This window comes from Streptomyces sp. GLSS-08 (assembly GCF_056387915.1).
The window spans coordinates 342,345-365,547 of the sequence record NZ_JBWJAQ010000002.1 but is presented as its reverse complement, the minus strand read 5'-3'; the positions used below and the strand labels follow the sequence as shown (position 1 = coordinate 365,547).

General features: G+C 68.8%; 18 protein-coding genes and 3 pseudogenes. 9 read left to right on the top strand and 12 right to left on the bottom strand.

Annotated elements, in window-relative coordinates; genetic code table 11:
* The 4 genes and pseudogenes from AC0ZLC_RS04375 (at position 1) to AC0ZLC_RS04360 (ending at position 7,276) form a co-directional block, all read left to right on the top strand.
* On the top strand, positions 1 to 4,326 hold the full coding sequence (locus AC0ZLC_RS04375) for an nSTAND1 domain-containing NTPase (protein WP_476750526.1): 4,326 nt from the start codon (positions 1 to 3) through the stop codon (positions 4,324 to 4,326).
* 5 nt (positions 4,327 to 4,331) lie between these two features.
* Positions 4,332 to 5,419, top strand: a pseudogene (locus AC0ZLC_RS04370) (IS630 family transposase).
* 82 nt (positions 5,420 to 5,501) lie between these two features.
* Complete coding sequence (locus AC0ZLC_RS04365; RefSeq protein WP_476750525.1) at positions 5,502 to 6,731, top strand: FHA domain-containing protein; 1,230 nt, start codon at positions 5,502 to 5,504, stop codon at positions 6,729 to 6,731.
* A gap of 14 nt (positions 6,732 to 6,745) precedes the next feature.
* Complete coding sequence (locus AC0ZLC_RS04360) at positions 6,746 to 7,276, top strand: hypothetical protein (RefSeq protein ID WP_476750524.1); 531 nt, start codon at positions 6,746 to 6,748, stop codon at positions 7,274 to 7,276.
* Between the two features lie 540 nt (positions 7,277 to 7,816).
* On the opposite strand, the gene AC0ZLC_RS04355 is transcribed toward AC0ZLC_RS04360, so the two are convergent.
* Together AC0ZLC_RS04355 and AC0ZLC_RS04350 are read right to left on the bottom strand one after the other, a co-directional pair.
* Positions 7,817 to 7,945 (bottom strand): hypothetical protein, encoded by a 129-nt coding sequence (locus AC0ZLC_RS04355; RefSeq protein ID WP_476750523.1) that lies wholly within the window; start codon positions 7,943 to 7,945, stop codon positions 7,817 to 7,819.
* A gap of 19 nt (positions 7,946 to 7,964) precedes the next feature.
* Entirely contained in the window at positions 7,965 to 8,387 is a 423-nt protein-coding gene (locus AC0ZLC_RS04350) for a MerR family transcriptional regulator (protein WP_476750522.1), read from the bottom strand.
* A gap of 98 nt (positions 8,388 to 8,485) precedes the next feature.
* Here AC0ZLC_RS04350 and AC0ZLC_RS04345 point away from each other — a divergent pair, with 98 nt between their 5' ends.
* Positions 8,486 to 8,956 carry a hypothetical protein gene (locus tag AC0ZLC_RS04345; RefSeq protein WP_476750521.1) on the top strand — a complete coding sequence of 157 codons (471 nt, stop codon included), beginning with the start codon at positions 8,486 to 8,488 and terminating at the stop codon, positions 8,954 to 8,956.
* Between the two features lie 628 nt (positions 8,957 to 9,584).
* Here the strand turns inward: AC0ZLC_RS04345 and AC0ZLC_RS04340 are convergent.
* The 9 genes and pseudogenes from AC0ZLC_RS04340 to AC0ZLC_RS04300 all read right to left on the bottom strand — a co-directional run bounded on the left by AC0ZLC_RS04340 (position 9,585) and on the right by AC0ZLC_RS04300 (position 19,637).
* Positions 9,585 to 9,995 (bottom strand): hypothetical protein, encoded by a 411-nt coding sequence (locus AC0ZLC_RS04340; RefSeq protein ID WP_476750520.1) that lies wholly within the window; start codon positions 9,993 to 9,995, stop codon positions 9,585 to 9,587.
* A 133-nt stretch (positions 9,996 to 10,128) separates the two neighbouring features.
* A pseudogene (locus AC0ZLC_RS04335) lies at positions 10,129 to 10,652 on the bottom strand (transposase); the annotation flags it as partial.
* A gap of 133 nt (positions 10,653 to 10,785) precedes the next feature.
* Complete coding sequence (locus tag AC0ZLC_RS04330; RefSeq protein WP_476750519.1) at positions 10,786 to 12,981, bottom strand: MMPL family transporter; 2,196 nt, start codon at positions 12,979 to 12,981, stop codon at positions 10,786 to 10,788.
* A gap of 516 nt (positions 12,982 to 13,497) precedes the next feature.
* Positions 13,498 to 14,064, bottom strand: a complete 567-nt coding sequence (locus tag AC0ZLC_RS04325) for a snapalysin family zinc-dependent metalloprotease (RefSeq protein WP_476750518.1) — start codon at positions 14,062 to 14,064, stop codon at positions 13,498 to 13,500.
* 129 nt (positions 14,065 to 14,193) lie between these two features.
* Positions 14,194 to 14,637: pseudogene (locus AC0ZLC_RS04320) on the bottom strand (helix-turn-helix domain-containing protein); the annotation flags it as partial.
* A 636-nt stretch (positions 14,638 to 15,273) separates the two neighbouring features.
* Positions 15,274 to 16,065, bottom strand: coding sequence for an SCO4651 family lipoprotein (locus tag AC0ZLC_RS04315; protein WP_476750517.1), 792 nt, complete (start codon positions 16,063 to 16,065; stop codon positions 15,274 to 15,276).
* A 313-nt stretch (positions 16,066 to 16,378) separates the two neighbouring features.
* The gene (locus AC0ZLC_RS04310; protein WP_476750516.1) at positions 16,379 to 17,554 is read right to left on the bottom strand and encodes a zinc-dependent alcohol dehydrogenase; all 1,176 of its coding nucleotides are present in this window, start codon (positions 17,552 to 17,554) and stop codon (positions 16,379 to 16,381) included.
* Positions 17,551 to 18,555 (bottom strand): SRPBCC family protein, encoded by a 1,005-nt coding sequence (locus AC0ZLC_RS04305; RefSeq protein WP_476750515.1) that lies wholly within the window; start codon positions 18,553 to 18,555, stop codon positions 17,551 to 17,553. Before AC0ZLC_RS04305 ends, AC0ZLC_RS04310 begins: the two co-directional genes overlap by 4 nt.
* A 323-nt stretch (positions 18,556 to 18,878) precedes the next feature.
* The gene (locus AC0ZLC_RS04300; RefSeq protein WP_476750514.1) at positions 18,879 to 19,637 is read right to left on the bottom strand and encodes a bestrophin-like domain; all 759 of its coding nucleotides are present in this window, start codon (positions 19,635 to 19,637) and stop codon (positions 18,879 to 18,881) included.
* A gap of 23 nt (positions 19,638 to 19,660) precedes the next feature.
* On the opposite strand from AC0ZLC_RS04300, the gene AC0ZLC_RS04295 reads away from it, so the two are divergent.
* Positions 19,661 to 19,843 carry a hypothetical protein gene (locus tag AC0ZLC_RS04295; protein ID WP_476750513.1) on the top strand — a complete coding sequence of 61 codons (183 nt, stop codon included), beginning with the start codon at positions 19,661 to 19,663 and terminating at the stop codon, positions 19,841 to 19,843.
* A gap of 755 nt (positions 19,844 to 20,598) precedes the next feature.
* Positions 20,599 to 21,153 (top strand): DUF6197 family protein, encoded by a 555-nt coding sequence (locus AC0ZLC_RS04290; RefSeq protein WP_476750512.1) that lies wholly within the window; start codon positions 20,599 to 20,601, stop codon positions 21,151 to 21,153.
* A 123-nt stretch (positions 21,154 to 21,276) separates the two neighbouring features.
* Here AC0ZLC_RS04290 and AC0ZLC_RS04285 read toward each other — a convergent pair whose 3' ends face one another.
* Positions 21,277 to 21,630, bottom strand: coding sequence for a VOC family protein (locus tag AC0ZLC_RS04285; protein WP_476750511.1), 354 nt, complete (start codon positions 21,628 to 21,630; stop codon positions 21,277 to 21,279).
* A 158-nt stretch (positions 21,631 to 21,788) separates the two neighbouring features.
* On the opposite strand from AC0ZLC_RS04285, the gene AC0ZLC_RS04280 reads away from it, so the two are divergent.
* Together AC0ZLC_RS04280 and AC0ZLC_RS04275 are read left to right on the top strand one after the other, a co-directional pair.
* Entirely contained in the window at positions 21,789 to 22,217 is a 429-nt protein-coding gene (locus tag AC0ZLC_RS04280) for a VOC family protein (RefSeq protein ID WP_476750510.1), read from the top strand.
* 244 nt (positions 22,218 to 22,461) lie between these two features.
* Complete coding sequence (locus AC0ZLC_RS04275) at positions 22,462 to 23,187, top strand: dienelactone hydrolase family protein (RefSeq protein ID WP_476750509.1); 726 nt, start codon at positions 22,462 to 22,464, stop codon at positions 23,185 to 23,187.
* Positions 23,188 to 23,203 lie beyond the last annotated feature (16 nt).

The following is a 23,203-nucleotide window of genomic DNA, read 5'->3' as shown; positions in this document are numbered from 1 at the left end:
GTGGACGACTTCGTACGGCTCTCGCTCGTGCGGATCTGGGGAGAAGCGGATCCCGTCGGCGTCGGCTTTCTGGTGGGCGAAGGGACCCTCGTCACTTGCAGGCACGTGGTGGCCGGTGCGCTTGGAGGGGAACCGATACGCCTGGGCGACACCGTGGACATCGATTTCCCCCTGGTCCAGGTCGGCGGGAGGCGACGGGCCACCGTCGTACATCTCGGCCCCGACCCCTCGTCCGATGTCGCAGGCCTGCGGCTGCCCGAGGTGCCCAAGGGGTGCAGGGCGGTCCGTGTCGTGGCGGACGACGATCTGGCAGCCCACCGGGTGCGGTTGTTCGGCTGCCCACGCGGTCGCCCGGAAGGAGTGTGGGCCGAGGGGCTGATTCGTGGCCCCGGGGCCGGCGGGCAGATCCAGATCGACGACGAGCGCTCGACCGGACTCGCCGTGGAGCCGGGCTTCAGCGGCGGGCCCGTGATCGATGCCGACCTGGGCGCTGTCGTCGGCATGGTCGTCAAGTCCGAGAGCAATACACGGCGGCGGACCAGCTATGCCCTCTCCGGCTCGGCCATCTACGCGGCGTGGCCGGCGTTGTCGACGATGCCGGGACTGAAGAACCCCTTTCGCCGTCTCGAACCCTTCGAGGAGGAGCACCGGGACGTCTTCTTCGGCCGGGAGGAACCCACGCAGGCGGCGCTCGCGCGGCTGGGCGAGCGTGGCCTGCTGGTGGTCCTGGGGCCGTCCGGATCGGGCAAGTCCTCGCTGGTGCTGGCGGGGCTGGTGCCCAGGATCCGCGACGCCGAGACTGCCATCCTCGTCGTCCGCCCCGCCGAGGGCTGGACACCATGGTCGGTCCTGGCGAGCGCGCTGCTCGCGGAATGCGGCGCGGACGTGGACCGGTGCCTGGACGCGGTCGTCGGGACCCGGGAGGCAGTGACGGCCGACGCAGAAGACGGGGTGCCGACGCGGCTGTCCCAGTTGGCCGCGGCTCTGCCCCACCACGGCGAAGACATCCTGCTCCACCTGCTGCGGACCGGAGGGGCCAGACGTCTGGTCTTCGTCGTCGACCAGGTCGACGAGGCCATAGCGAAGGACGAGACCGCGACCTTGGCCCTGATCGCCACGCTCGTGGGACTGGTGGACTCCCGCCCCGGACGGCCTTCGGCCGTGCGCGTCGTCATGACCGTCGGACCAGGGGCGCTTGCCACACTGTTCGCAGACACCGGCATCGGACGTCGACTGGAACAAACGACGTGGACCATCCCGCCTCCGCGCCCCGACGATCTGCGGGCCATGGTGGAGAGACCGCTGGCGGTGGTCGGCATGCCGGGCTACCAACAGGGCCTAGTCGACCTGATCCTCGCGGATCTGGGCAGGGAGCCCCACCCGTTGCCGCTCGCCGAGTTCACTCTGAGCGAGCTGTGGGAGCGCCAGCGATCGGGCCTGCTCCTCCTCAAGGAGTACAGAAAGCTGGGCGGAGTCGGCGGAGCCATGAAGGCCTTCGCAGAGCAGCAATGGCCAACACTGGGTGGGGAGTCCGAGGTTTTCGGGACACTGTGCCAGCTGATCAGCCCGCTGCCCGGGAAGCGTTTCGTGCGCCGGGTCGTCGAGGTCGACGATCTCGGGGACCGTACGCCACTGCTGCGACGCCTGGCGGACACCAGGCTCGTCACCCTCGCCGGCGGCAACGGCGCACCGGAGACCGCCGAACTCGCCCACGAAGCACTCGTCCACGCATGGGAGCCTCTGCGGCAGCAATTCGAGGAACGCAGGTCTCTCCGCGCCTGGCAGGACGGGCTCGACGGACACCTGCGCGGCCGACGGCGCGTCCGAGGACGCTACGTCCCATTGCGTGGCCGGGCCCTCCGCCTTGCGGTGCGCAACAGACGCCAATACGCGCACGAGCTGACCCCGCGGCAGCGCGCCCTGATCACCGCGAGCGTGTTCGCGTCCGGCCAACGATGGCTGCTGCGCGCCACCGCGGCGGCCCTCGTCCTTCTCCTGGCCGTCTCCTTGGTGACGACCGTGTCCAGCGGCGAGTCCGCCAAGCGCGACGAGCAGTCCGCGGCGCTGGCACACGCACTGCTGCAGCCCTACGCACCGGACCGCAGCCTGCACGGACTGCTCACCGACCTCACCGCCTTCCGCACATACGACGACGAACGCACCCGCAAGCGACTGCTGGACTGGTATCGCGGGTTACGCTCCACGGACGCGATCCTGCCCCTTCAGGGATTCGACGTACTGCCGCAGTCCGAGGAGAGCAGGGTGAGCCCCGACGGATCAGCCGTGGTGGTACAAGGGCATTCCGCCGCCGTCTGGAACGTCACCGGAAAACGGGCCGTACGGGTGGCGACGATGAAGGGAGAGAGGCCGTACCAGGAGCACTCGGGGTTCCAGGCATGGTCGACCTTCGAACCCAAGCACACGGTCTGGCTCGGCAACGACCGCCTCGCCTTCGCCACCGATCCGCTCTACTACGGTCTGGCGGACAGCGTCGTCCTCGTCGCCGACGCGCGAACCGGGCACACCGTCCGCAGCCTGGAACTGGGGGACGCGGTGACCGACCTGCTGGCGGATCCGAGCGGCCGATGGCTCCTCTGCGCGATGTCCGAGGGACTTCTCCTGTACGACCTCGCGCCCTCACGGCCCGTGGCACGGCGCTTGGTCAGCCCACCACTGGGCGACCTGGGCACCTTCGTCTCCGGAACGAGGCTCATCGGTGTCACAGCCGCCGGCACGGCAGTGTTGCGCACACCCACCGAGCCACTTCTGGAACTGTCGCCTACGGGCGTACGGCCGTACGCGCCGCCGAAGGCCCATGCGGCCGGCCACACCCTGGAGGGCAGGGGCCCCGACCGCTTCGTGGACTGCTCGTGGCCGGGCGGCGGGGTCCGCTTTCGACTGCGTGATCTGTCCGACGGAGCTGTCCTCGCCACCCACACGGCATCCGAGGTGATGGTGGGATCGAGCGTATCCACACCTTCCTGCGCGGCGGGGTCCGTCCTGTTCACCTCGGATGCGAAAGACGTGGCCTACCGCGACGCCCACGACCACAACATCGTGCACCTCGGGCCGCGTGGTGCAGGACAAGAAAGGTTGCAGAGCGTGTCGATTCCGGCCGACTACCGGCTGGCCGGCCTCGTACGTGTATCCCCGGGCAACTACCGGCTCATCGTCACCGCCCACAAGACGGCCCTCGTCATCCGGAGCGCATCACCGGACAGCCTGGACAGAGCGATCAGTGAGCTCACCTTGGGACGGCTCCGTTACGTCGGCGCCGCGAACCCCGACTACGCCCGCTTCACGCCCGACGGTGCTCACCTGCTGCTCACCCATCCGGACGGGAGAATCGAAGCGTGGGACATCCGAAGCCGGCGCCGCACGGGTCAAGTCGCACCGGGATGGTCCGACCCGCACGCAACGCACGATCGCCATGCAGGCGATGCGGTCCCCTCCCTGCCGCAGCAGCTCGCGGTCTCGCCGGACGGCCGCCTCCTCGCCGGTACCTCTGGGGCTCGCAACACCACGACCCTGTGGAGGATCCCCGAACTCACTCCGGCCGGCCGCATGTCCACGGGCGGAACCAGCGTGCGTTTCGTGGACCGTACACACGTCCAGATCGACGGGCTGAGGTCGGAACGGGGCGCTTCCGTCATGGCGGTCTGGAACACCAACCCGGTCCGCCCGGTGTCCACTCGCACGACGCTGGGCCAGCCGGAGGAGGCGTGGGCCCGCCCCGGCCAGCACGACATCGTCGAACTCAACTCGCAGCTCGGCTGGTTCTACTTCCAGCGCCGGGGACTCCTCGACGGGATTCCGATTCCCGGATCCGAGGTGCGGATTCCCGCAGGAAGGCCCTTGTGGACGGCCTTCGACGGCAGCGGGCGTTTCGCCGCGTACGAAGTATGGGACGACAAGTCCATCCACGTAATGGACTTGGTCAACCGCGCCGAGGTGGCCCGGTTGCCGGCCCTTGACGGCCTGAGCCCCGTCGCGCTGCGGTTCGGATCCGATCCACGCACCCTGTACATCGGCTACACGTCCGACGACTTGTACATGCCTGAACCGCTCGTGATACGCCGCTGGGACCGTGACCGCTGGTTCGGCTTGTCCGCACTTCTCAAACAGAGCTCGACCGTGACACTCCTGCGTGGAAGAAGTGATCTGCCGCAAGCCTGGCGGATCTCCCCGGACGGGCGCCTGGAATCCGCAGACCCGCAGGCATGGCTCAGGGGGGTCTGCGACCTCGTTACCGACGTGAGCCTCGGTCACATGCTTGGGGGAGGCGACGGCAGGGGCTTTCCCATCAACACCTCCGCGTGCCGGTGACGCCGGTGTCAGGGGGGCGGCCGAAGGCCGCGTTGGTTCTGACTGCTCAAGAGCGTGATCGGTTGGAGGAGTTGGTGCGCCGGAGGTCGACGCCGCAAGCGCTGGCTCTGCGCTGCCGGATCGTCCTTGCGTGCGCATCCGGCATGACCGACCGAGAGGTTGCACGCCAGATCAGCGCCGAGGAGCACACGGTCGCAAGTGGCGTGCACGCTTTGTCCGCGACCGCTTGCCCGGGCTTGGCGACATGCCACGCCCGGGCAATCCTCGCTCGGTTTCCGACGAGCAGGTCACCGCGGTGGTGAAGAGAACACTGGAAAGCACGCCCAAAAACGCCACGCACTGGTCGACACGGGCGATGGCCGCGGAGATGGGCCTGTCGCAGTCGACCGTCACACGGATTTGGCGGGCTTTTGGCCTGCAGCCCCACCGCACCGAGACGTTCAAGCTGTCGAGGGACGCGTTCTTCGTGGACAAGGTGCATGATGTCGTCGGGCTCTACCTGGATCCGCCTGAGCGCGCTCTGGTGTCCTGCATCGACGAGAAATCCCAGATCCAGGCGCTGGACCGCTCGCAGCCGGTCCTTCCGATGATGCCTGGCACCCCGCAGCGGACCACTCACGACTATGTCCGCGCCGCCACCACGACCCTGTTCGCGGCACTCGAGGTCACCACCGGCACAGTGATCGGGTCACTGCACCGCCGACACCGGACCGAGGAGTTCAAGAAGTTCCTGGTCAAGCTCGAGCGGGAAATCCCACCGACCCTTGATGCCCATCTGGTGCTCGACAACTGCGCCACCCACAAGACTCAGGCCATCAAGACCTGGCTGGTGGCTCACCCCCGCTTGCACCTGCACGTCACACCCACCGGATCGTCCTGGCTCAACCTCGTGGAACGCTGGTTCGCGGAACTGACGAACAAGCGGATACGGCGAGGCGTCCACAAGAGCGTCCAAGCCCTGGAGAAGGACATCCGGACCTGGATCGCCCGCTGGAACACCAATCCCAGGCCATACGTCCGGACGAAGACCGCAGACGAAATCCTTGAACGCCTCGCTGGCTATCTGAAACGGATTCCTGACTCAGAAGACTAGGAGTCCGCACCGAGGATGCACCGCCCGGGCAGGTCCGAATCCTGTCGACCGGGGCAAGTACGGGTCGAAGATCCACCTCGAATTGCTTGCCTTCGACTACGGTCGTGCCCTCAGCCGTGAGACGCTCGTCGCTGCTGACCGCCTGGTGATCCGTCCTTTCAGAACCCGCTACCTTTCGGCGGAGGCCGCCCGCGCCATCGCCGTGAACATAGCGAACGCACTGCCGAATTCCGGCCGTCCGGGATGCTGTGGCAGGACGGGGCCGATCGGACTCTACTGGAAGGTGAGGATCACCAGAATTGGCGACCGAATCGTTTCGCCCGACGCCGGATGCTTCGCCAAGGCAGGAGGTCGTGCCATGGACCCGCCTCTGCGAGAGCGCGACCTACCGCAACTCGTGGTCGACCGCCCGGACCGGCTGCGCGGCCGGGTCTTCGTCCTCGACGACCAGCCGATGCTGGTCGGGCGGGACTCCGACTGCCAGATCCAGGTGGGCGATCCGGGCGTCAGCCGACGGCACGCGGTGGTGTGGCGGGCCTCGGGCCGGACCACCGTCGAGGATCTAGCCTCCACCAACGGCACCATGCTGAACGGCCACCCGGTGCTCGGGCAGCAGGTGCTGCACTCGGGCGACGTGGTGGATTTTGGGCCTTTGGAGGTGCATTACGAAGAGCTGCGCCCCGCAGACCGGACCGTTCAGGCCTCGAAGCCCGGAGTCGGCGGCACCCCGGGTGGTACCTCGGACACCAGGCCGGGCCCGGGCCCCGCCTCTGAACGCGGGCCCGCGCGTCACGGCGCTCCCGCCGCAGGACCGCCACCCTCCGGCCCGCCGGGCCGCCCGGCACCGCGCGAGGTCGGCCGTACGCCGCCCGGCGGCGAGCGGCGGTTCGACATCGGGGAGCAGCAGGCCGACCGGCTGAGCAACGTCGCCGGGGACCAGTACAACTACGTTCAGCAGGCGCAGCGCGAGAGCTTTTTCAAGGAGGTCGCCGCGACCCGTACCAGGGCGCGACACCTGATCATGCTCGGCTTCCTGCTCTTTCTGATCGGGGGCGGAATCTACGGCTGGGTAATCATTGGATTCATTGCCAGCACCAACGACAAGATATCGTCGGGGAGTTCGAACTTCGACTCCTCCCCGGAGCTGCTCGGACCGAAGGTGGCTGGGGTGCCGCTAGGGGCGGTCGGGTTCGCGATGGCGGCTATCGGGACGGTTCTGACGGTCATTGGGATCGTTCTGCACATCGTGACGACGTCCCGGCGCCGCCGCTTCGAGGATGCCGAGCGGCAGGCGTCCTGGCGGCAGCGGTGAGGAGGTGGGGAGCCATGGCCTTCAACATCGGCAATCAGCAGGGCGGCGTAGTCAACAACGTCGCCGGGAACCAGACCGTTCATGGTGGCCAGTCGGCCGTCTTCACGGCGGGCGGGCAGGAGGTGCGCGGCCTGGTCCGGGAACTCAGGGCGTCGATCGAGCGGACGGCGCTGCCGCCAGCAATCGAGCCCGAGGTTAGGGCCGAGCTGGACTCGTTGGACGAGGAGGTCGCCCGGCCGGAGCCCAACCGGGAGGCAGTGGCGGGCCGGCTCGGCCGGATCACCCGGCTGCTGTCCTCGGCGGGTGCGCTGGCCACGGCCAGCACCGGGCTGATCGGGCCGCTCGGAGCGCTCGCGGGCTGGCTCGGCGCACTCGGCCAGCCGATCTTGCGGGCGATCGCGGGCAGATGGGAGAAGGCTGACGGAGAGGGCCTGACGGAGAGGGCCTTGACCCAAGGCCGGGTAGTTGGCGTTTTCGTAGGTCATGCAAGGGGGCTGGAGACCATGGTGTTGCGGCGTAGAGGCCGGGGCCGAGTTGGTGGATGAGGCCGCTGCTGGCCCATGGATTCGGTTGTCTGTACATGGTCTCCAGGGTATGGTCCCGGCCGGCCCGTTCCGCCGCAGTGCTGGCACTGCCCGGCGATGCCCCGCTCGCCGTCCAGGCCGCACTCGCTCGCGGCCGAGAGTTCGGCCAATGTCGGGCGATTGGCCTGTGCGGGGCGGGCTGAACTGACGTCACATCAACCCATAGGTACCCACAATGATCTTGTGCAGCCGCCTTGTTGAACGGGCCTGTTGGACAGCCTAGGTCCCTTGCGCGGTCGGCTGAGGCCGGGTGTACGGGCCGGCGATCCGGCCGGTCGACCGCGTTCCCGAAGGTGTGGGCGAGACAGTCACACCCACGAGTGGACGAACTGGACTCGGCAACCACGACCACGCGACACTTCGACAACAGATCCTCTTGCTTTTGGCTGGACTCGACATCCGCGAGCTACCAAGGGGCCCTTCTTCCATGCCCGCACACCGAACAACTCACCCGAACCAGGCCTCTGTTCGAACCCGGCCGATCACACGACCGGGCGCTCCTCAGCCCCCGGCCTGCTTGCCGGGGATCTCGCGTCCGGCCTGCTGCGCGGCGAGCACCGCGTCGTACACCTCGTGCGCGATGCGCAGGGCCTCGCTCTTGGACGACGCCTCACCGGTGAAGACGTGCACGCCGTTGTGACTGAGCGCTTCAGTTGACCGGCCTGAGCGCTTTGGTCAGTGGTCGGGCCGTCACGCTCCCGACGCCGTCCTCATCCGGGTGCACTGCCCGTAGCGGGCATCCGGTGCCGACGCGCTCGGTGAGTTCGGCGCGCAGGGTGGCGAGTTCGGACATGCGTGCGTCGACGAGCTGGATCTTTTCCTCGAACAGCGCGGACAGCGCCTCTGCGGCGTCCGGCGCCCCGTGCAACTCCTCGCCCGTCCGCGCGATCTCCGCCAGAGAGAATCCGAGTGTCTGTGCGGTGCGGACATAGTGCAGCCAGGCCACCGCCTCGGGCGGGAAATCGCGATAACCGTTGGCCAGGCGTCGGCCTGCGATGAGACCGACCTTCTCGTAGAACCGAATCGTGTCCCTGGTCATCCCCGTCTGCGCGGCCAGCTCTCCGATGCGCATCCCCCAGCGCCCCCTTCGAACGATGAACTTGACCTTGGACCGTACTCCACTGTTTAGCGTGAGGCATCGGTGACTTCCTGACAGGCCGGAGCCTCAACATGATCCGAGTTCATGCCCCCGCACGCCTCGCCTATCTTCGTGTCGTACGCGCGAGTGCCTGGTACGACTTCGTAGTCACCGCGGGGTTCGTGACACCGTGGACGTACGCGCTGGTGCACGACACCCTCTCCACATTGGGCGAGTCACTCGAGTGGGGCGCCCTGCCCGAACTTGACGTGTGGCAGACCCTGTACGCGAATCTGATGGGTTCGGTGGTGATCGTCTGGGCCGCACTGCGCATCGTGCGGCCGCTGCCGCTCCACGGACTGTTCGACGGCATCGCGCGCACCCTGTTCTCAACATGGATGGCATACGCACTGGCCCATGATGCCTCGCGGATACTGTGGCTCTTCCTCAGCGTCGAGGTCACGTGGGGGATTGTCCAGCTTGTGCCGTGGCTGCGGAACCGACACACCAACGTCGTAATCGAGCACCAGGCCGACCAACTGGAACGCTCAGCGCCAAACTGAGCGTTTTCAGCGTTGCCTCTCCAGGGTTGGGACAGCTTTGGTGATGACGCTCATGCGGTTGAGGCTGATGCGGGATCTGCGCCGTCGGCCGCGTCGCTGTGATGCGGGATCAGCAGTACCGCCCGCATCGGCCACCTTCGCCGATACCGGAGCGACCGCCTCGACGTCAGCCTTGACCTGCTCGGCTGAACGGTTCAGCACCCGCTTTGCGCATGTCAGTTCCGCCCGCTCGACCTGCAACTGCTAGCACCGCTTCTAGTGGACTGTGACGGCCCTGCTGCTGTAGGGCTGGAACCTAGAGAACCCTGAGCGCCTCGAACCGGCCCGTCGCCCGGGTCGCTCAACGTGCCGGCTCCTGCGACCCACGGGCACCTACAGACCGCAGGACCACCCGGCCCCCAGATAACCCTTGCCCACCCCGGGTCCTGTTCCGCGCTCGTGCGGTGGAGGGGCGGCTGGGGACGTCACCGGCTGGACAGGTGGTCCTCCCGTCCCCCGGCAGGGGACTGTCCAGTAAACGGGTCTGGCTCGTAGTCGGTGGCGACGCATTTGCTGCTCGCCCATGCGCTCTCAGAGCTGTTCGCGGAGGGCGGCGACGCCGATCTCGACTGAGCGGACTCTTTGTGGGTCAGTGCCAGTAGGAGGGCGAGGACGATCCGGAGCCGTTCCAGGAAATGATCAGGAGAATGACGATGATCGCCAACGGGACGGCGACGAGCAGGGCGCACCCGATGGCACCGGGCAGGTTCTTCCTGCGAAGGCGCTGATCGAGCAGCTTGGCCTCGGGGGTGTCGTTCCGCCAGTGCGGCTGGAGCTCCGCGGTGCCGTCGGCGATCGCCCCGGCCACCCGGGCGACGTCCGCGGGGTGGTACGTGCGCCACTTGCTCTCGCCCCAAGTGGAGTGCGATACACCGAGGTTGTTCCGGACTCCGTTGGCCTTCGCGGTGGCGTACAGGCAGGTCGCCCGGATGGTCGGCCAGGCTCGGGCCAGCTGCCTCTGGGACAACCAGGCGACGTGCTCCGGTTCGGCTGCTGCCACGGGCGCACCTACTCTCGGCTCGCAAGCAGTCTCTCCCCGCTCCGGCCGGATAGGCAACACCTACTTCTCGTAACCGGCTTGGCTCCTCGTGCTGCCAACATTGACTGGACGTCTAAAAGTGGCCGCCAGTGGGTCATCGGACGCGCGAGCTTCGTGGGCGGGTGTCCCAGCGGTAGAGAGGCCAGGCACGTCGGATCAGGCAGCGGACGGTGATAATTGTGCTGGCCAGGGCGATGAAGAACTCGACGGGGGCTCTTCGTCGCTCGGTGCGGCTGCGGAGCTTGCCGAAGCTGTTCATCCAGGAATTCGTGCGCTCCACCACCCACCGTCCGCCGATCTGGATTCGAGGTCTTCGCGCCGCGCTTGGCGATCTGGCCTCTGTGATTCCTCTCGCCTTCAGGTCGAGGTGGACCATGCTGTAGTCGTACCCAGCGTCCATGCTCGGTCGCGTGCTGAGGGCAGCGGCCCCAGGGATGCTTCCAGGTCGGTGAAGCGGTTGAGGGTAGCGGGCAGCAGGGTGGGATCGCGGGTGCTCGCCGGCGCGGGGCCGGTGACCAGCGGTATGCCGTACCCGTCCGTCAACTGCGGGCGTTTGAAACCGAGTTCGGCCCGGTCGACGGGGCTCCTGCTGGCGCACTCGCCGGCCGCAGGGAGCCTTGGCCGCCCGCATGGCCGGCCTCGGCGCGCAGGTCACCGCCGTGAACTCCTGCCCCACCCAGCACGAGCGCGCCGCGAGCGGGCTTCCAGCGGTGCTCGCGAACAGACGTACGCCGATGCCCGGGATCAGGGTTCACCGGCTGCGCCCCGACGGCTCCTCCTCGACAGAACCCCGGTCCTCACCGGAGACCCGCCGCCCGGAGCCGGCGGACCCCGCTGCCGCGCCGGTCGCGGTGCCCTCCGCCCGATCGCCGTGCCCCGGCCACCACGCGGCGTGGCCGATCAGGGCCGTGAGGCTGGGGGTGAAGAACATGGACATCACGAACGCGGCGACCGCGATTCCGAACGAGACCGCGAAGCCCATCTCCGTGAGCAGAGCGTTGCCCGCCAGCATCATCGTGGCGAAGGTCGCCGCGAGGATGAAACCGGCGGCTGCCACGGTCGGACCGGCGTACCGGAGGGCCATACCGGCCGCCTCCCGCGGGTCGCGGCCCTCGCGCGCCTCCTCGCGGAGCCGGGCGATCATGAGGATGTTGTAGTCCGTGCCGATGGCGACCACGAAGAGATACATGATCACCGGGAGCATGAACATCAGTCCCGAGTGCCCCTGTCCGCCCTGGAAGATCCAGACGGTGGCACCGAGAGTGGCGCCGAAGCCGAGACCCACCGACGCCATCAGATACAGGGGGGCGACCACACTACGCAGCAGCAGCCCCAGAATCACCATGATCAGAAGAGCGGCGACCGGGAAGACCGTCCGGTAGTCGTGATTGACCGCGGTGCCGATGTCCTTGTAGATCGAGGACATGCCGCCGACGAGAGCCTCGGTGCCGTCGGGCGCGGCGTCGTGGGCGACGTCGCGCACCTCGCCGACGGCGTCGATCGCCTTGTCCGTCGAGGCCTCGTACTCGAGCGTCACGGTGAAGTCCGCCGTGGTGCCGTCGTTGTTCAGCTGGGTCATCCGCGCGTTCGCGACGCCGTCCACGGCGCCGAGCTTCTGCGCGTACGTACCGAAGGCGGCCTTGTCCAGCGGCTTACCGTCGGAGCTGGCCAGGTAGACGTCGGTGGGCGCGGCGGCGCCCGCCGAGTACGCCTTCTGCATCTCGTCCTGGACGACCATGGACTCCTTGGTGTCCGGCATGGACCCCGAAGCCAGGTCGAACGTGGCCTTGTACCCGAACATGCCGAGCGAGAGCGCCACCAGGACGAGACCGGACAGCGCGGCGGTCAGTGCCGGGCGGCGCTGCACCCCGCGGCCGAGAGCGGCGAAGCGGGCGTTCTCCGGTTCCCGTTGCCAGGACTTGGACGGCCAGAAGACCTTGGGCCCGATGAGGGAGACCACGGCCGGGATGAGGGTCAGTCCCGCGACCAGGGTGGCGGCGACCGCGATGGCGAGCGCCGGACCCATCTGCTTGAGGAACCCGAGGGTGGACAGCACCAGCGCGAGGAACGCGATGATGACGGCCCCGGCGGCCGAGGCGATGGCCTCACCGACCCGGCCGACCGCGTCGACCATGGCCTCCTTCGGTTCCTCGCCGGCACGCAGACGTTCGCGGTAGCGGAACATCAGGAAGAGGAAGTAGTCCGTGCCCACGCCGAACAGCACGACGATCAGGATCGAGGAGATCGAACTGTTCGCCTGGAGGTCGAACAGCTTGGTGGCGTACGCGATCAGCCCGTTCGCGATGGCGGACACCAGGCCGATCAGGACCAGGGGCAGGACCGCCAGGATCGGTGCCCGGAAGATGATCAGCAGGGTCACCAGGATGATCACGAAGGTGCCGATGCCGATGAGCGCCTGACCCCGGCTGGACGACTCCTCCTGGTCCAGGGCCTGCGCGGCGGAACCACCGAGCTTGACCTCGAGCTGGGTGCCCTTGGTCAGCTTCTTGACGTCCGTGCGCAGGGTTTCAGCCGCGTCGGCCTGTTTGGGCTGGCCGGCGTTCTTGCTGTCCATCTGGACCAGGGTCGTGGTGTACCTGCCGTCCTTGGACGGCCGGCCGGGGACGACCTTCTGCACCTGGTCGATGTGCTTGTCGCCCAGCTCGGAGGTGATGCGGGCGACATCCTTCTTGTCGGCGGCGGTGAGTTCGCCCCCGTCGGTGCGCTGATACAGGGCGATCGCGGACGGGGTGAAGGCGCTGGGGAACGCCCTCTCCTGAAGATCGGCCGCCTTGATGGATTCATAGCTGCTGGGCAGAAAGCTGCTCTCGTCGCTGCTGGAGGGCAGACTCGGAGCGGTGGCGACGATCGCCACCGCCGCGATCAGCCATGCCACGATCGTCCAGACGGGATGTCGGACGACAGCGTTCCCGATACCTCGGAACATGCGGAAGGTCCTCCTACGCAGGGAGATCACCACAGCCCGGGGAGCGGTCCCTGGCGACGGCGACCTCGACCGGCACTCTCCACTCGCACCAGTCGATCGGTTGTCTTGGGCTCTGATCGTAGTGACCGCATCGGGCAATCCTCATGCGAGCCAGGGCCGTTGACAGAAATTCGCCTTCGCGACGCGCGCCCGCCCCCGGGGCGCGGGCTTCACGGACGGCGGACTGGCCGAAAACGTTCCGGGTGGTGCGGTCAGTGGGTGATCACGTCGCGGATGTGGCCGCGCGCCCGGTCCTGACCGGAAGCCGTGGGCGGCCGCGCTCCCTGGTCAGCGGCCTTGATCATGGTCGGCGCGACGTCGACGCTGATCCCGTCGATGCCGTGGTCGCACCAGAACCGGAGGGCCGGTTCGAGCGCTTGTCGGCGTCCGTCACCTTGGTGACGCAGGGTCCGGCACCCCGGGGACGCGGACGCCCCCGGGGCCGTGGTCAGATCGGCACTGCTGCTGGGGCGGACGTCAGCCGACGGTGACCGTTTCGCGCGCAAACGAGCCGGTCCGTCCGACGAGCGCTGCGCCGAAGTTGCCTTCCACCTCCGCCTTTTCGGCAGTGTTCGGATAGGGGTTCGTGCACGCCACACCCGCGCTGGAGCCCGACATCAGGCTGGAGCAGGGTCCTGGCTTGCGATCGGGCAGCCCCAGGATGTGCCCGAGTTCATGGGAGGAGATACGGATCGTGTTGTAGCCCTGGTTCACGGCCTCCCTGCCGATGTAGACGGTGCCGTTGCCGAGGGAGGTGGTCAGGGCGCGGGGCCAGCCGTTGTCCGCGAGAACCCGGATGTTGGCGCGTTGTCCGGACGCGACGGGGCGCAGTTCGACGCCGTCGACGCTCTCGTTCCAGATGGCGGCACCCCGGTCCACCGCGGACCTGAACTCGGCGGAGCCACTCGCGTCGTAGGTGACGACGCGAGCCGCTGTCACCGAGTCGGCACTCGGTGACGGCGCGGCAGCGGCGTGGCCGCCGAGCAGGGGCAGGGACAGCAACAGAGCGGCAGCCAGTCCGCCGGTCGTGGTTCGGACGTGCATGGTCGACCTCCTTGTGGGGATAGGCAGTCGTGCACATGACATTCCCTGAGTCCCTCCCCCGGCCGGGCGAAGGCCAATCCGTCATTCCGGCCACCGATGTGACGCCCTGTGAGTCCGCTCAACGATCCGCCCGGCGACGCTGAAGTCCCGTTTGTCCACCACGCGGTAGTGCATGCTGCTGTTCCCGTCGACCGTGAGGCGGAAGGCCAACCGGAGCTGGGACACGAGAGCGGCGCCGACGCGCCTGGCCTCGCCAGGACCGACACCGCGCATAGCCCGGAACGCCCGGGCGAACGCCTCGCCCGAGCCGTAGCCGTAGCCGTAGCCGTAGGCGTAGGCGTAGCGCACCGCGACGTCCAGCAATGACCCTCACCCCGAGACCACTTCGGCGCCCGCGACAGTCAACCGTCGGCGCCGTACGCACTCCGACAACGGCATCCCCGCGAGAGCGGAGAGCATCCGGCGCAGGTGATATTCCGACGTGGCCGCGACCCGCGCCAGCTCCGCCACGTCGACGGGCTGGTCCAGGTGACGCTCGATGTGCTCCATGGACTGGTTGAGCCGCTCCAGCACGCCCGGTCTCCTTCCTTCGTTCCGGTCACCACGCCGGGCAGCGCGCCTCCTGCCGGACCCGACATTCCGCGCCCGGTCCGGTGGGCGCGGCTGCCGGGCGCGCGCCGCCGCCTGTTCGGGCGGCTGTCCGACGGGGGACCGGGCGGGTGAACACGGGGCCACCGGTAGCGCCGGGCGCCACCCGCCCGGTCGACCCGACGCCCGGCGGACCGTCGGCTGGGCAACAATCGTGGCGGTCCCTCACTCGAAGGAAGATTCCAGGCTTCGGCGTATTTCCCTGGTGCTGGTCGGTCCGGCCGCTGTCGGCTTCCTCGTCGCGCACACCGCTGCCGCCCATGACTCGGACATCGATGTCGGCTGGGTGGACGGGCAGTCCCGTCCGCGTGGGCGACATCGTGGTCGAGACCTTCGACGCCGAGGCCCCGACACCGGCCTTCTTCTACCGTGGCGGCGTTGGCGCACGCCCTGCACCTGTCACTCGACGAGCTGGCCGCCGCCGGCGCGAGGACGCCGGGAGCGGCGAGGAGGCCACGTCGGCGTACGCGGACTCGCGCCGACCGACTGGGAGCGCAGACGTCCCTGACGTAGCACGGCAGCGCCGGCCTTGACCGCGGCCCGGCTGCGCCGGCCACCGGATCAGCCGTTCAGCACGCCGGTGGCGCTCCGCATCGGGAAGGTGTTCCCGGCCTGTGGAACCGTCACGTGTACCGGCTTCCCGAAGCCCGAGAGGCCCATGGTCGCGGCCACACTCGTACCTGACATGTTCAGGTTCATCCGGGTCTGCACCAGCCGGCCGTCTCCGGCGACCCACGCGTCCACGAAGACCGGCAGATCGTCTCCCAGCGCATGCCGGGCCCGGTCCGTCTTCTTCCGCACGTCCTGAGCCATCCGCCGCGTGAGGGCGGCGTGGTCGAGCATGCCCCGGTAGTGCACCGCGCGCTCGCCTCGGACGTTCTCCTCGCCCTCCCTGGAGATCTCGCGCATCGCGGACACCTGATGCAGAACATGTTCGGGGTCGTTGAGCGGAGCACGAAGCAGGTAGTGCGCCTCCGCCTCGTCACGGGGCATCACGCCCCACTGGTCCTCGTCCTCTTCGCCGGCGTGGACGTAGATCTTGTCCTCCGCGAAGACCTCGTCGCTGTGGCTGATCGCGCCCCCGGGAAAGTCGACCGCTATCCTTCCCCGGTCTCTCGCCAGGTCGAAGTCGCCTTCGACAGTGAGGGTGTACTCGTTGCCACCACCCGAGATCTCGATCTTCTGGTCGATCCGCACCGTGGTCTCGGCGGCTGCGGTGACCGCTGCTCGTACCGCCGAGCGGTGGCGGGCGGACGGTGACGCCGACGCGTCTGCGTGGCTGTTCTCGGCCCCGGCGGAGGAACAACCAGCACACAGCAGCGCGAAGGCGACGGGCAACAGGGGACGACGCATTGGATTCTCCACAGGTCCGGGGCGAGCACTCGGTCGGACCGCCGCTGACCGGATGCGTCCTGCGTGTCCCGAACTGGTACGAGTTTCCGCGGACATGGGGAACCGCGGACCCGTCTCGCGAATGAATCCTATAAGCGTGCGCCAGGAGCCGGCGATGGGTGACGGACACGTGCTGTCAGTACAGAAAAGACCGCACGACCGCACGGCAGTGACGGGTCAGCCGTCGCGGCCCGTGCGGCCGTGCCGCTGCCGTGCGGTCGTGCTGCCGTGCGGTCGTGCTGCCGTGCGGTCGGGCGGTCGGCCCGGGTTCCGGTCAGGCCTTCAGGACGACCTTCTCGCAGTTGTCCTGCTTGTTCTTGAAGATGTCGTAGCCGTGGGGCGCTTCACTGAGCGGCATGGTGTGGGTGATCACCCGCGTCGGATCGATCTCTCCCCGCTCGATGCGCTCCAGGAGGGGCTTCATGTACCGCTGGGCGTGGCACTGACCGGTGCGCAGGGTCAGCGACCTGTTCATCCAGGCCCCGGCCGGGAACTTGTCGACGAATCCGCCGTAGACGCCGACGACCGAGACGATGCCTCCGCTACGGCACGACATGATCGCCTGACGCAGCACGTGCGGACGGTCGGTCTCCGCGCGCGCCGTCTGCTTGGCCTTGTCGTAGAGATGCACGTGCCCCGAGCCGTGGGTCGCCTCCAGGCCCACAGCGTCGATGCACTTGTCCGGCCCGCGCCCGCCGGTCAGGTCCAGCAGGGCCGAACGCACGTCGACGTCCTCGAAGTTGATGGTGGTGTAACCCTCGGCGGCGGCCATGTCGAGCCGGTAGCCCACCTTGTCGATCGCGATGACCTTCGCCGCGCCGAGCATCCGGGCACTGTCCATGGCGAACTGCCCCACCGGTCCGGCGCCCCACACGGCGACCACGTCCCCGTCCTGGATATCGCACATCTCGGCGCCCATGTACCCGGTCGGGAGGATGTCCGAGAGGAACAGGACCTGCTCGTCGGAGAGGTTGGACTCGATCTTCAACGGGTTGAAGTCGGCGAAGGGCACGCGCGCGTACTCCGCCTGGCCCCCGGCGTAGCCGCCGGTGAGGTGCGAGTAGCCGAAGATCCCGGCCGTGGGGTGACCGAAGAGTTTCTCCGCGATGCCCGCGTTGGGATTGGAGTTCTCACAGCAGGAGTACAACTCCGCCTGGCACGCCGCGCAGGAGCCGCAGGCGATCGGGAACGGCACCACGACACGGTCGCCGACCTGGAGCTTGCTGCCGTCGACTCCGGGGCCGACCTCGACGACCTCGCCCATGAACTCGTGCCCCAGGATGTCCCCCTTCTGCATGCTGGGGACGTACCCGTCGAGCAGGTGGAGGTCGGATCCGCAGATCGCCGTCGAGGAGACCTTGATGACGGCGTCGCGACTGTTCAGGATCGACGGGTCGGGAACCTTCTTGACCTTGACCTTGTTCTTTCCCATCCAGCAGGTCGCCTTCACGACAGTGCCTCCTTGAGCTCGGTCTTGGTGAGCGGCTGGGCTGGGTGCTGGGGGAACTCCTGGCGGGCCCGCTTGCCGCCGGGCGCCCCTTCCGAACGGACTACCTCGCCGGTCTCCACGACCTGTTTGAACCGGCGCAGGTCGTCGTCGAGTTGCTGGGAGGGCTCCTCACCGAAGTAGCGCGCCACGGCCTTGCCGAGCGCGCGGCCCGGGATGTCGTAGCGGAGGGTGACGTGGACCTCGGTCCCCCGGTCGCCGGGCGCGGGGACGAACCGGACCTCGCCGGAGTTGTCGATGTCGGCGCCCTCCAGGGACCGCCAGGCCAGGATCTGTCCGGGTACGTCCTTGACGATCTCGGCGTCCCACTCCACGCTGGTGCCGAACGGTGCGGACGCCTTCCAGTGACTGGTGCGTCCTCCGGTGGACCGCACCTCGTCCAGGTGGGCCATGAAGGTCGGCATCCTGTCCAACTGCTGCCAGTGCGCGTACACCTCCTGCGGAGATCGGATCACGGTCGTGCTCGCGGTGAGTTCCATGGGCGTGCTCCTGCTCGAACGGGTCACGGCCGCGTAGAGGTCGGTGGCGGTGATCGCCGCGACCGCCGCGGTGGCGAGTGCGGTGCGGCCACTCTCGCGGCCGTCCTGGTTCTTCAGTGCTCTGGCCAGCAATGTCAGGTCGATGACGTCGCCACCGACGCGGGCCCACAGCCAGACGGGCCGCGGCCGGCCGAGCAGGCCGGCCGCCGCCGTCAGCTCGCGTACGCCCACCGCCACGGTGGCCAGGCGGTGGCGGGGCTCTTCGGCCACGCCAAGGCCGCGTGCGAACGGCCCGGGGTTGGCCACCTGGGGCACTCCGAGCAGCACGCTGGCCCACCCGAGCCGGCGGACGAGCGGATCGTGCCGAAGGACACCGGGCGAGCCGTTGCGCGCTCGACGGGCGTCGGACGGGTCCTCGTCTGGAGGCCCCTCGGCTCGCGGGCGCGGTTCCAGTCCGGTCGTCATGGTTCACTCCTGAACGAAGTCGGTCAGTGCGTCCGGAAAATCGGTTCGCGATGTGTGGCCACTGTGACGAGCACCCGGATCCGGGCGAATCAAACAACAACGCCGGATCGACCCGTCCGCTTCGAGAGCCGGCTTGCGAGAATCGCCGGCGTGTGAAGCTCGTGTTTGCCTTACGTCGTCCCGGTGACCCGTGCCCCAGACGTCGCCCTCGCAGGAGGGAGAGGAGCGACGTTCATGCCCGCCCGTTGACCGTGATCCGGCAGGTGTCGGTGACCGTTTGCCGACCCGGGCGGCTTCCTCGGCGCCTGAGCCGATGGCGCTCGTCAGGCACTGGTGGCGTACAGATCCCGCAGGGGCTGCGCCGAGTCCGCTCCGGAGTGTCCGAAGGGGGCGTCGAAGCTCCACACCATGAACAGCAGGAGGACCACCAGCGCGCTGAAGGTGGTGGCCAGGAGCAGTTCGCGCGGCGAGTGGCGGATCTGCAGGGTGTAGAGCAGGCCGAGGGTGACGGCTCCCCCGGCGATGAGGCCGAACCAGACCACGCCGGGAAGAGTGGTGCCGGCGCTGTCGAGGCGCTGATGCCGGGCGTCGTCCGCGGCGGCCACCTGGTCCAACAACGGCTGATAGGACTGGGCCTGTAGTTCGTCGGCGGGAGAGTGGTGGGCGATGTCGGCCCGGATGCGGCCCATCAGCCGGGCGCCCTCGGCTCCGGGGTCCTCGTCGTCCTGGATGGCCGGCCATTCGGCCGTGACGGCATGGCGGGCGTAGGTGTCGATGTGGTCGCGCACCTGACCGCGGAAGGCGGCGGGGTAGACATCCAGGCGCTGGTTGATCTCGTAGAGGGCCTGCGCCTCGCGCTGGACGGTGTCCTCCGCGGCGCTGCGGGCCTCCCACACGCCGGCGATGGCCAGGCCCAGGACGATGGCGTAGACGACGCCCACCATCATCACCATGTACTCCAGCACGTCGGGTGTCTGCGACGTGTCCTCGTCGGCGAGGCGGCGATGGCGCATCACGGTGACCGCGATCACCAGGGCGCAGACCAGCACGGAAGCCAGGGTGTAGATCATCCATTCCGGCACGGGAGAACTCCAGGACTACGTGAGTGGGGGTGGTGGACGGCGGTCAGCCGCGGCTGACGGTGGTGGGCCGCGGTCAGCCGCGGCTGCGCCGACGGGAGCCGGGCCGCAGGGCGGCGGCGGCCAGGATCGCGGGTGTGGTGACGACGGTCGTGGTCATGACCGTCGACATGCCGACGGGGACGGGGCGCCGTGGGCCGCCGGTGTAGTGGCGTCGGGGCACCCAGCGGAAGACCGCCGCGTCCGGCGGTGCGGGTCTGGCCGGCCGTACCCGGTGGACCGACGGCGGCTCGGGAGCGGGCGCCGGTGTCCTCGGTGGTGCCGCTCGTGGCGGCGCGCCGTGCGGGGGCGGCGGGGCCGGCGGGGGCGCAGCCGCGGGCGGGCCGGGAGGAACCGGTGGCGGCGCCGGGGCCGGCGAGGCCGGTACGGGCGCCGGGGTGGGGGGCTTGGCCTCCGGGGCGGCCGGTGTCGCGCCGATCTCGACCCACACCCCTGGAGCGCATACGACGATGTGGGCGGCGGCGTGATCGATCTCGACGCCGGTGGCCGCGCCGGAGAAGCCGGGCAGCGGACACAGGGCCGCAACTCCGAGACCTACAGTGACCCACCCGCTCACCACAAAGCCCCCTGTTCCGTGAGTCGAGCAGCGCCCTTCGGCCCACCACAGGGGCAGAAGACGCCCCCTGAGTCGGCAACGCGCTACAAGAACGACTAGGTGGAGGGTGCGGTAACGGCAGGGTCGGGCATCGCTGCCGAAAGGGTCAGGGCCTGCCACCGGCCGTCCGCCGGTGGGCTCGGCCCCTTCGCGCAGTCCCGGTACCTGCCTCGGCCCGCTTCCGGCGCGCCGACCGGCTGAATTTCCGCTCTCGGACCAGCGTGGCGCACGCCGCTGAATGGCCCGCTCCAGCACAACGAGGTGAGACGACCGGCCCCGGCAGCGCTCTCGACGTCCCGGGAGGACCTGATGCCAGACCCCGCGCACGCCCCATTCACCGCTCGGCACCGGCAGCCCGCGGCACCCAGCGCTCCGGCGTCCGCAGAACTCACCCTGGAGGCCCGCATGGCCGCCGCGGACGCGGCCATGACCGTCCGGCTGGAGGAAGCCGCCGTCGCCCACGAGGTGCGCACCGCCCACATCCCCACCGAGCCGGTCGACCTCGCCGACGTCGTCACCGTCCCGCTGCCCCCGGCCCTCCCCTCGTCGGCAGCGCCGTACCTTACGCCGGTGGCCGCGCTCCTGCAGCGCGCTCACCACCGGGTGCAGACGGACGGCTGGTGTGCCGGTGCGCTGACCGACGAAGACGGTGCGGTCTGTCTGCTCGGAGCGCTCCGCAGGGAGGCGGGCGGCGACCGGGGCCTGGAAGCGGACGCCGCACGCGTCGTGCTGGACACCATCCGCCGTCAGTTCGGCGACACCGTCGACTCGGTCGCGTCCTTCAACGACGCGCACAGCACGGGTCGCGTCCCGCTCCGCGTGCTCGGTCGGGCCGCGGGCCTCGCCGACGCCCGCGGCCTGTGACGCCGGCGCCTGTCACGGCCCCGCCTTGCAGCCGAGCGTCTGCCCGCTTGTCCGGGACCCCGCTCGCAGCCGGGCGTCTCCCCCGCTTGTCCGGGACCCCGCCTCGCAGTGTGGCGTTGGCCCTTACTGACGCCGTTGGCCGAGGACGCAGAACTCGTTGCCTTCGGGGTCCGCCAGTACGACCCACGACTGAACGCCCTGGCCGATGTCGACACGCCGTGCGCCGTGGGCCACCAGCCGAGCCACCTCGGCGTCCTGGTCATCAGGCCTGAAGTCGAGATGCAGTCGGCTCTTGGCCTTCCTGCTCTCATCGATCCGGACGAAGTCCAGTCCCGGCAGGCGATCCGGCTCCTGGCGGATCTCGAACTCCTCGTCGGAGGAGTGGACGACAACCCAGCCGAGAGCCTCGGCCCACCACTGTCCCAAGGCCATCGGATCCACGGAGTGAACGACTACCTGTTCCCATTCCAAGGTCATGCGGTGAGCTTAGGCTGTCCCGTAACTGATCCTTGGCATGCGGACAGTCGCCGGGGTTCGAAATCCTGGTGCCACCGGTGGACTCCGCCACCAGGGTCCCGTCGCCCTCGCGGGCTGTCCGGTCCGATCCCTCGATGTCCCCTCGGTACGGTGTACCGATGTCAGCGATCAAGAAGTTCCAGGTCACCTTTGACTGCGCAGAACCTGAGCGTCTCGCTCGCTTCTGGTGCGAGGTGTTGGGGTACGTCCTACCGCCGCCACCAGAGGGGTTTGCCACTTGGGATGATTTCAAGCGTTCGCAGCCACCTGAGCAGCAGGATTCATGGTTCGCCTGCATAGATCCCTCGGGTGTGGGCCCGCGGCTGTACTTCCAGCGCGTCCCCGAAGGGAAGACCGTCAAGAACCGGGTGCATCTCGATGTACGGGTCGGCACCGGACTCGTGGGGAAAGAACGCCTCGCCGCACTTGAGGCCGAATGCGCACGCCTGGTCCCGCTCGGCGCAGTACACGTGCAAACGCTGTATGACGGCAATGATTCGTGCATCCCCATGCTGGACATCGAGGGCAACGAGTTCTGCATCGACTGAGCGTCTGGGGCGGGATCACGGAGTAACAAGCGGTCGCCCCAACGCCTGGTCGCATCCGGCTGCCTTCGCGAGAAATCGTTGGCGGACCACGGCGACCGTTGCTAGTCTCCCGGAGGCCGTGCGAGAGAACGAGGAGGTGGTACCCGTGAACGCAGTATCGACATGGGTGCTCCCCTCCGGGGTCACGGTCGGGCGATAGGTCGTCCGGGAGCGCCGTTCAAGGGCACTCCCGAAAGGCACGACCATGCACGTCACTTCTGAAAAGCGCCTCGACGACGGCGTCATCGAGCGCGAATTCACCCTCGGCGAGATCCCCGGCACCCTGTGGACGCACGGATCCGCCGCACCGGCCCCGCTGGTCCTGATGGCCCACAACAACGGCCTGCCCAAGGCGGAACCCCGGCTGGTGGCCCGGGCCCGGTACACCGCGGCGCGCGGTTACGCGGTGGCCACCATCGACGCCGCCGGATGCGGTGAGCGGCCCCGTTCCGCCGCCGACGAGCAGGCCCGTGCCGACCTCCGGCGGGCGATGCAGGCCGGCGAGCCGGTCGACGAGATCTTCGAGTCCTTCATCGGCCCGCTGGTCGAAAACGCGGTCCCGGAATGGCGGACCACTCTGGACGCTCTTCTTGAGCTGCCCGAGATCGGCGGCCCTGTCGGGTACTCCGGGGGGTGGACCGCCCTCGGCATCCGGCTGGCGGTGGTCGAGTCGCGCATCGCGGCCGCGGGCTTCTTCGCCGGGGGGTACGTGCCCCGTGCCCAGCGCGAGGAGGCCCGGCAGGTCACCATTCCGCTGCTGTTCCTGTTGCAGTGGGACGACCACGCGAACCCCCGGCAACGGGCCCTGGACCTGTTCGACGCCTTCGGCAGCAAGGAGAAGACGCTGCACGCCAATCTGGGAGGGCACACCGGCACCCCGTGGTTCGAGCTGGAGGACGGGTGCCGGTTCTTGGACCGGCACCTGAAGTGAGTTGGGCCGCCCGGCG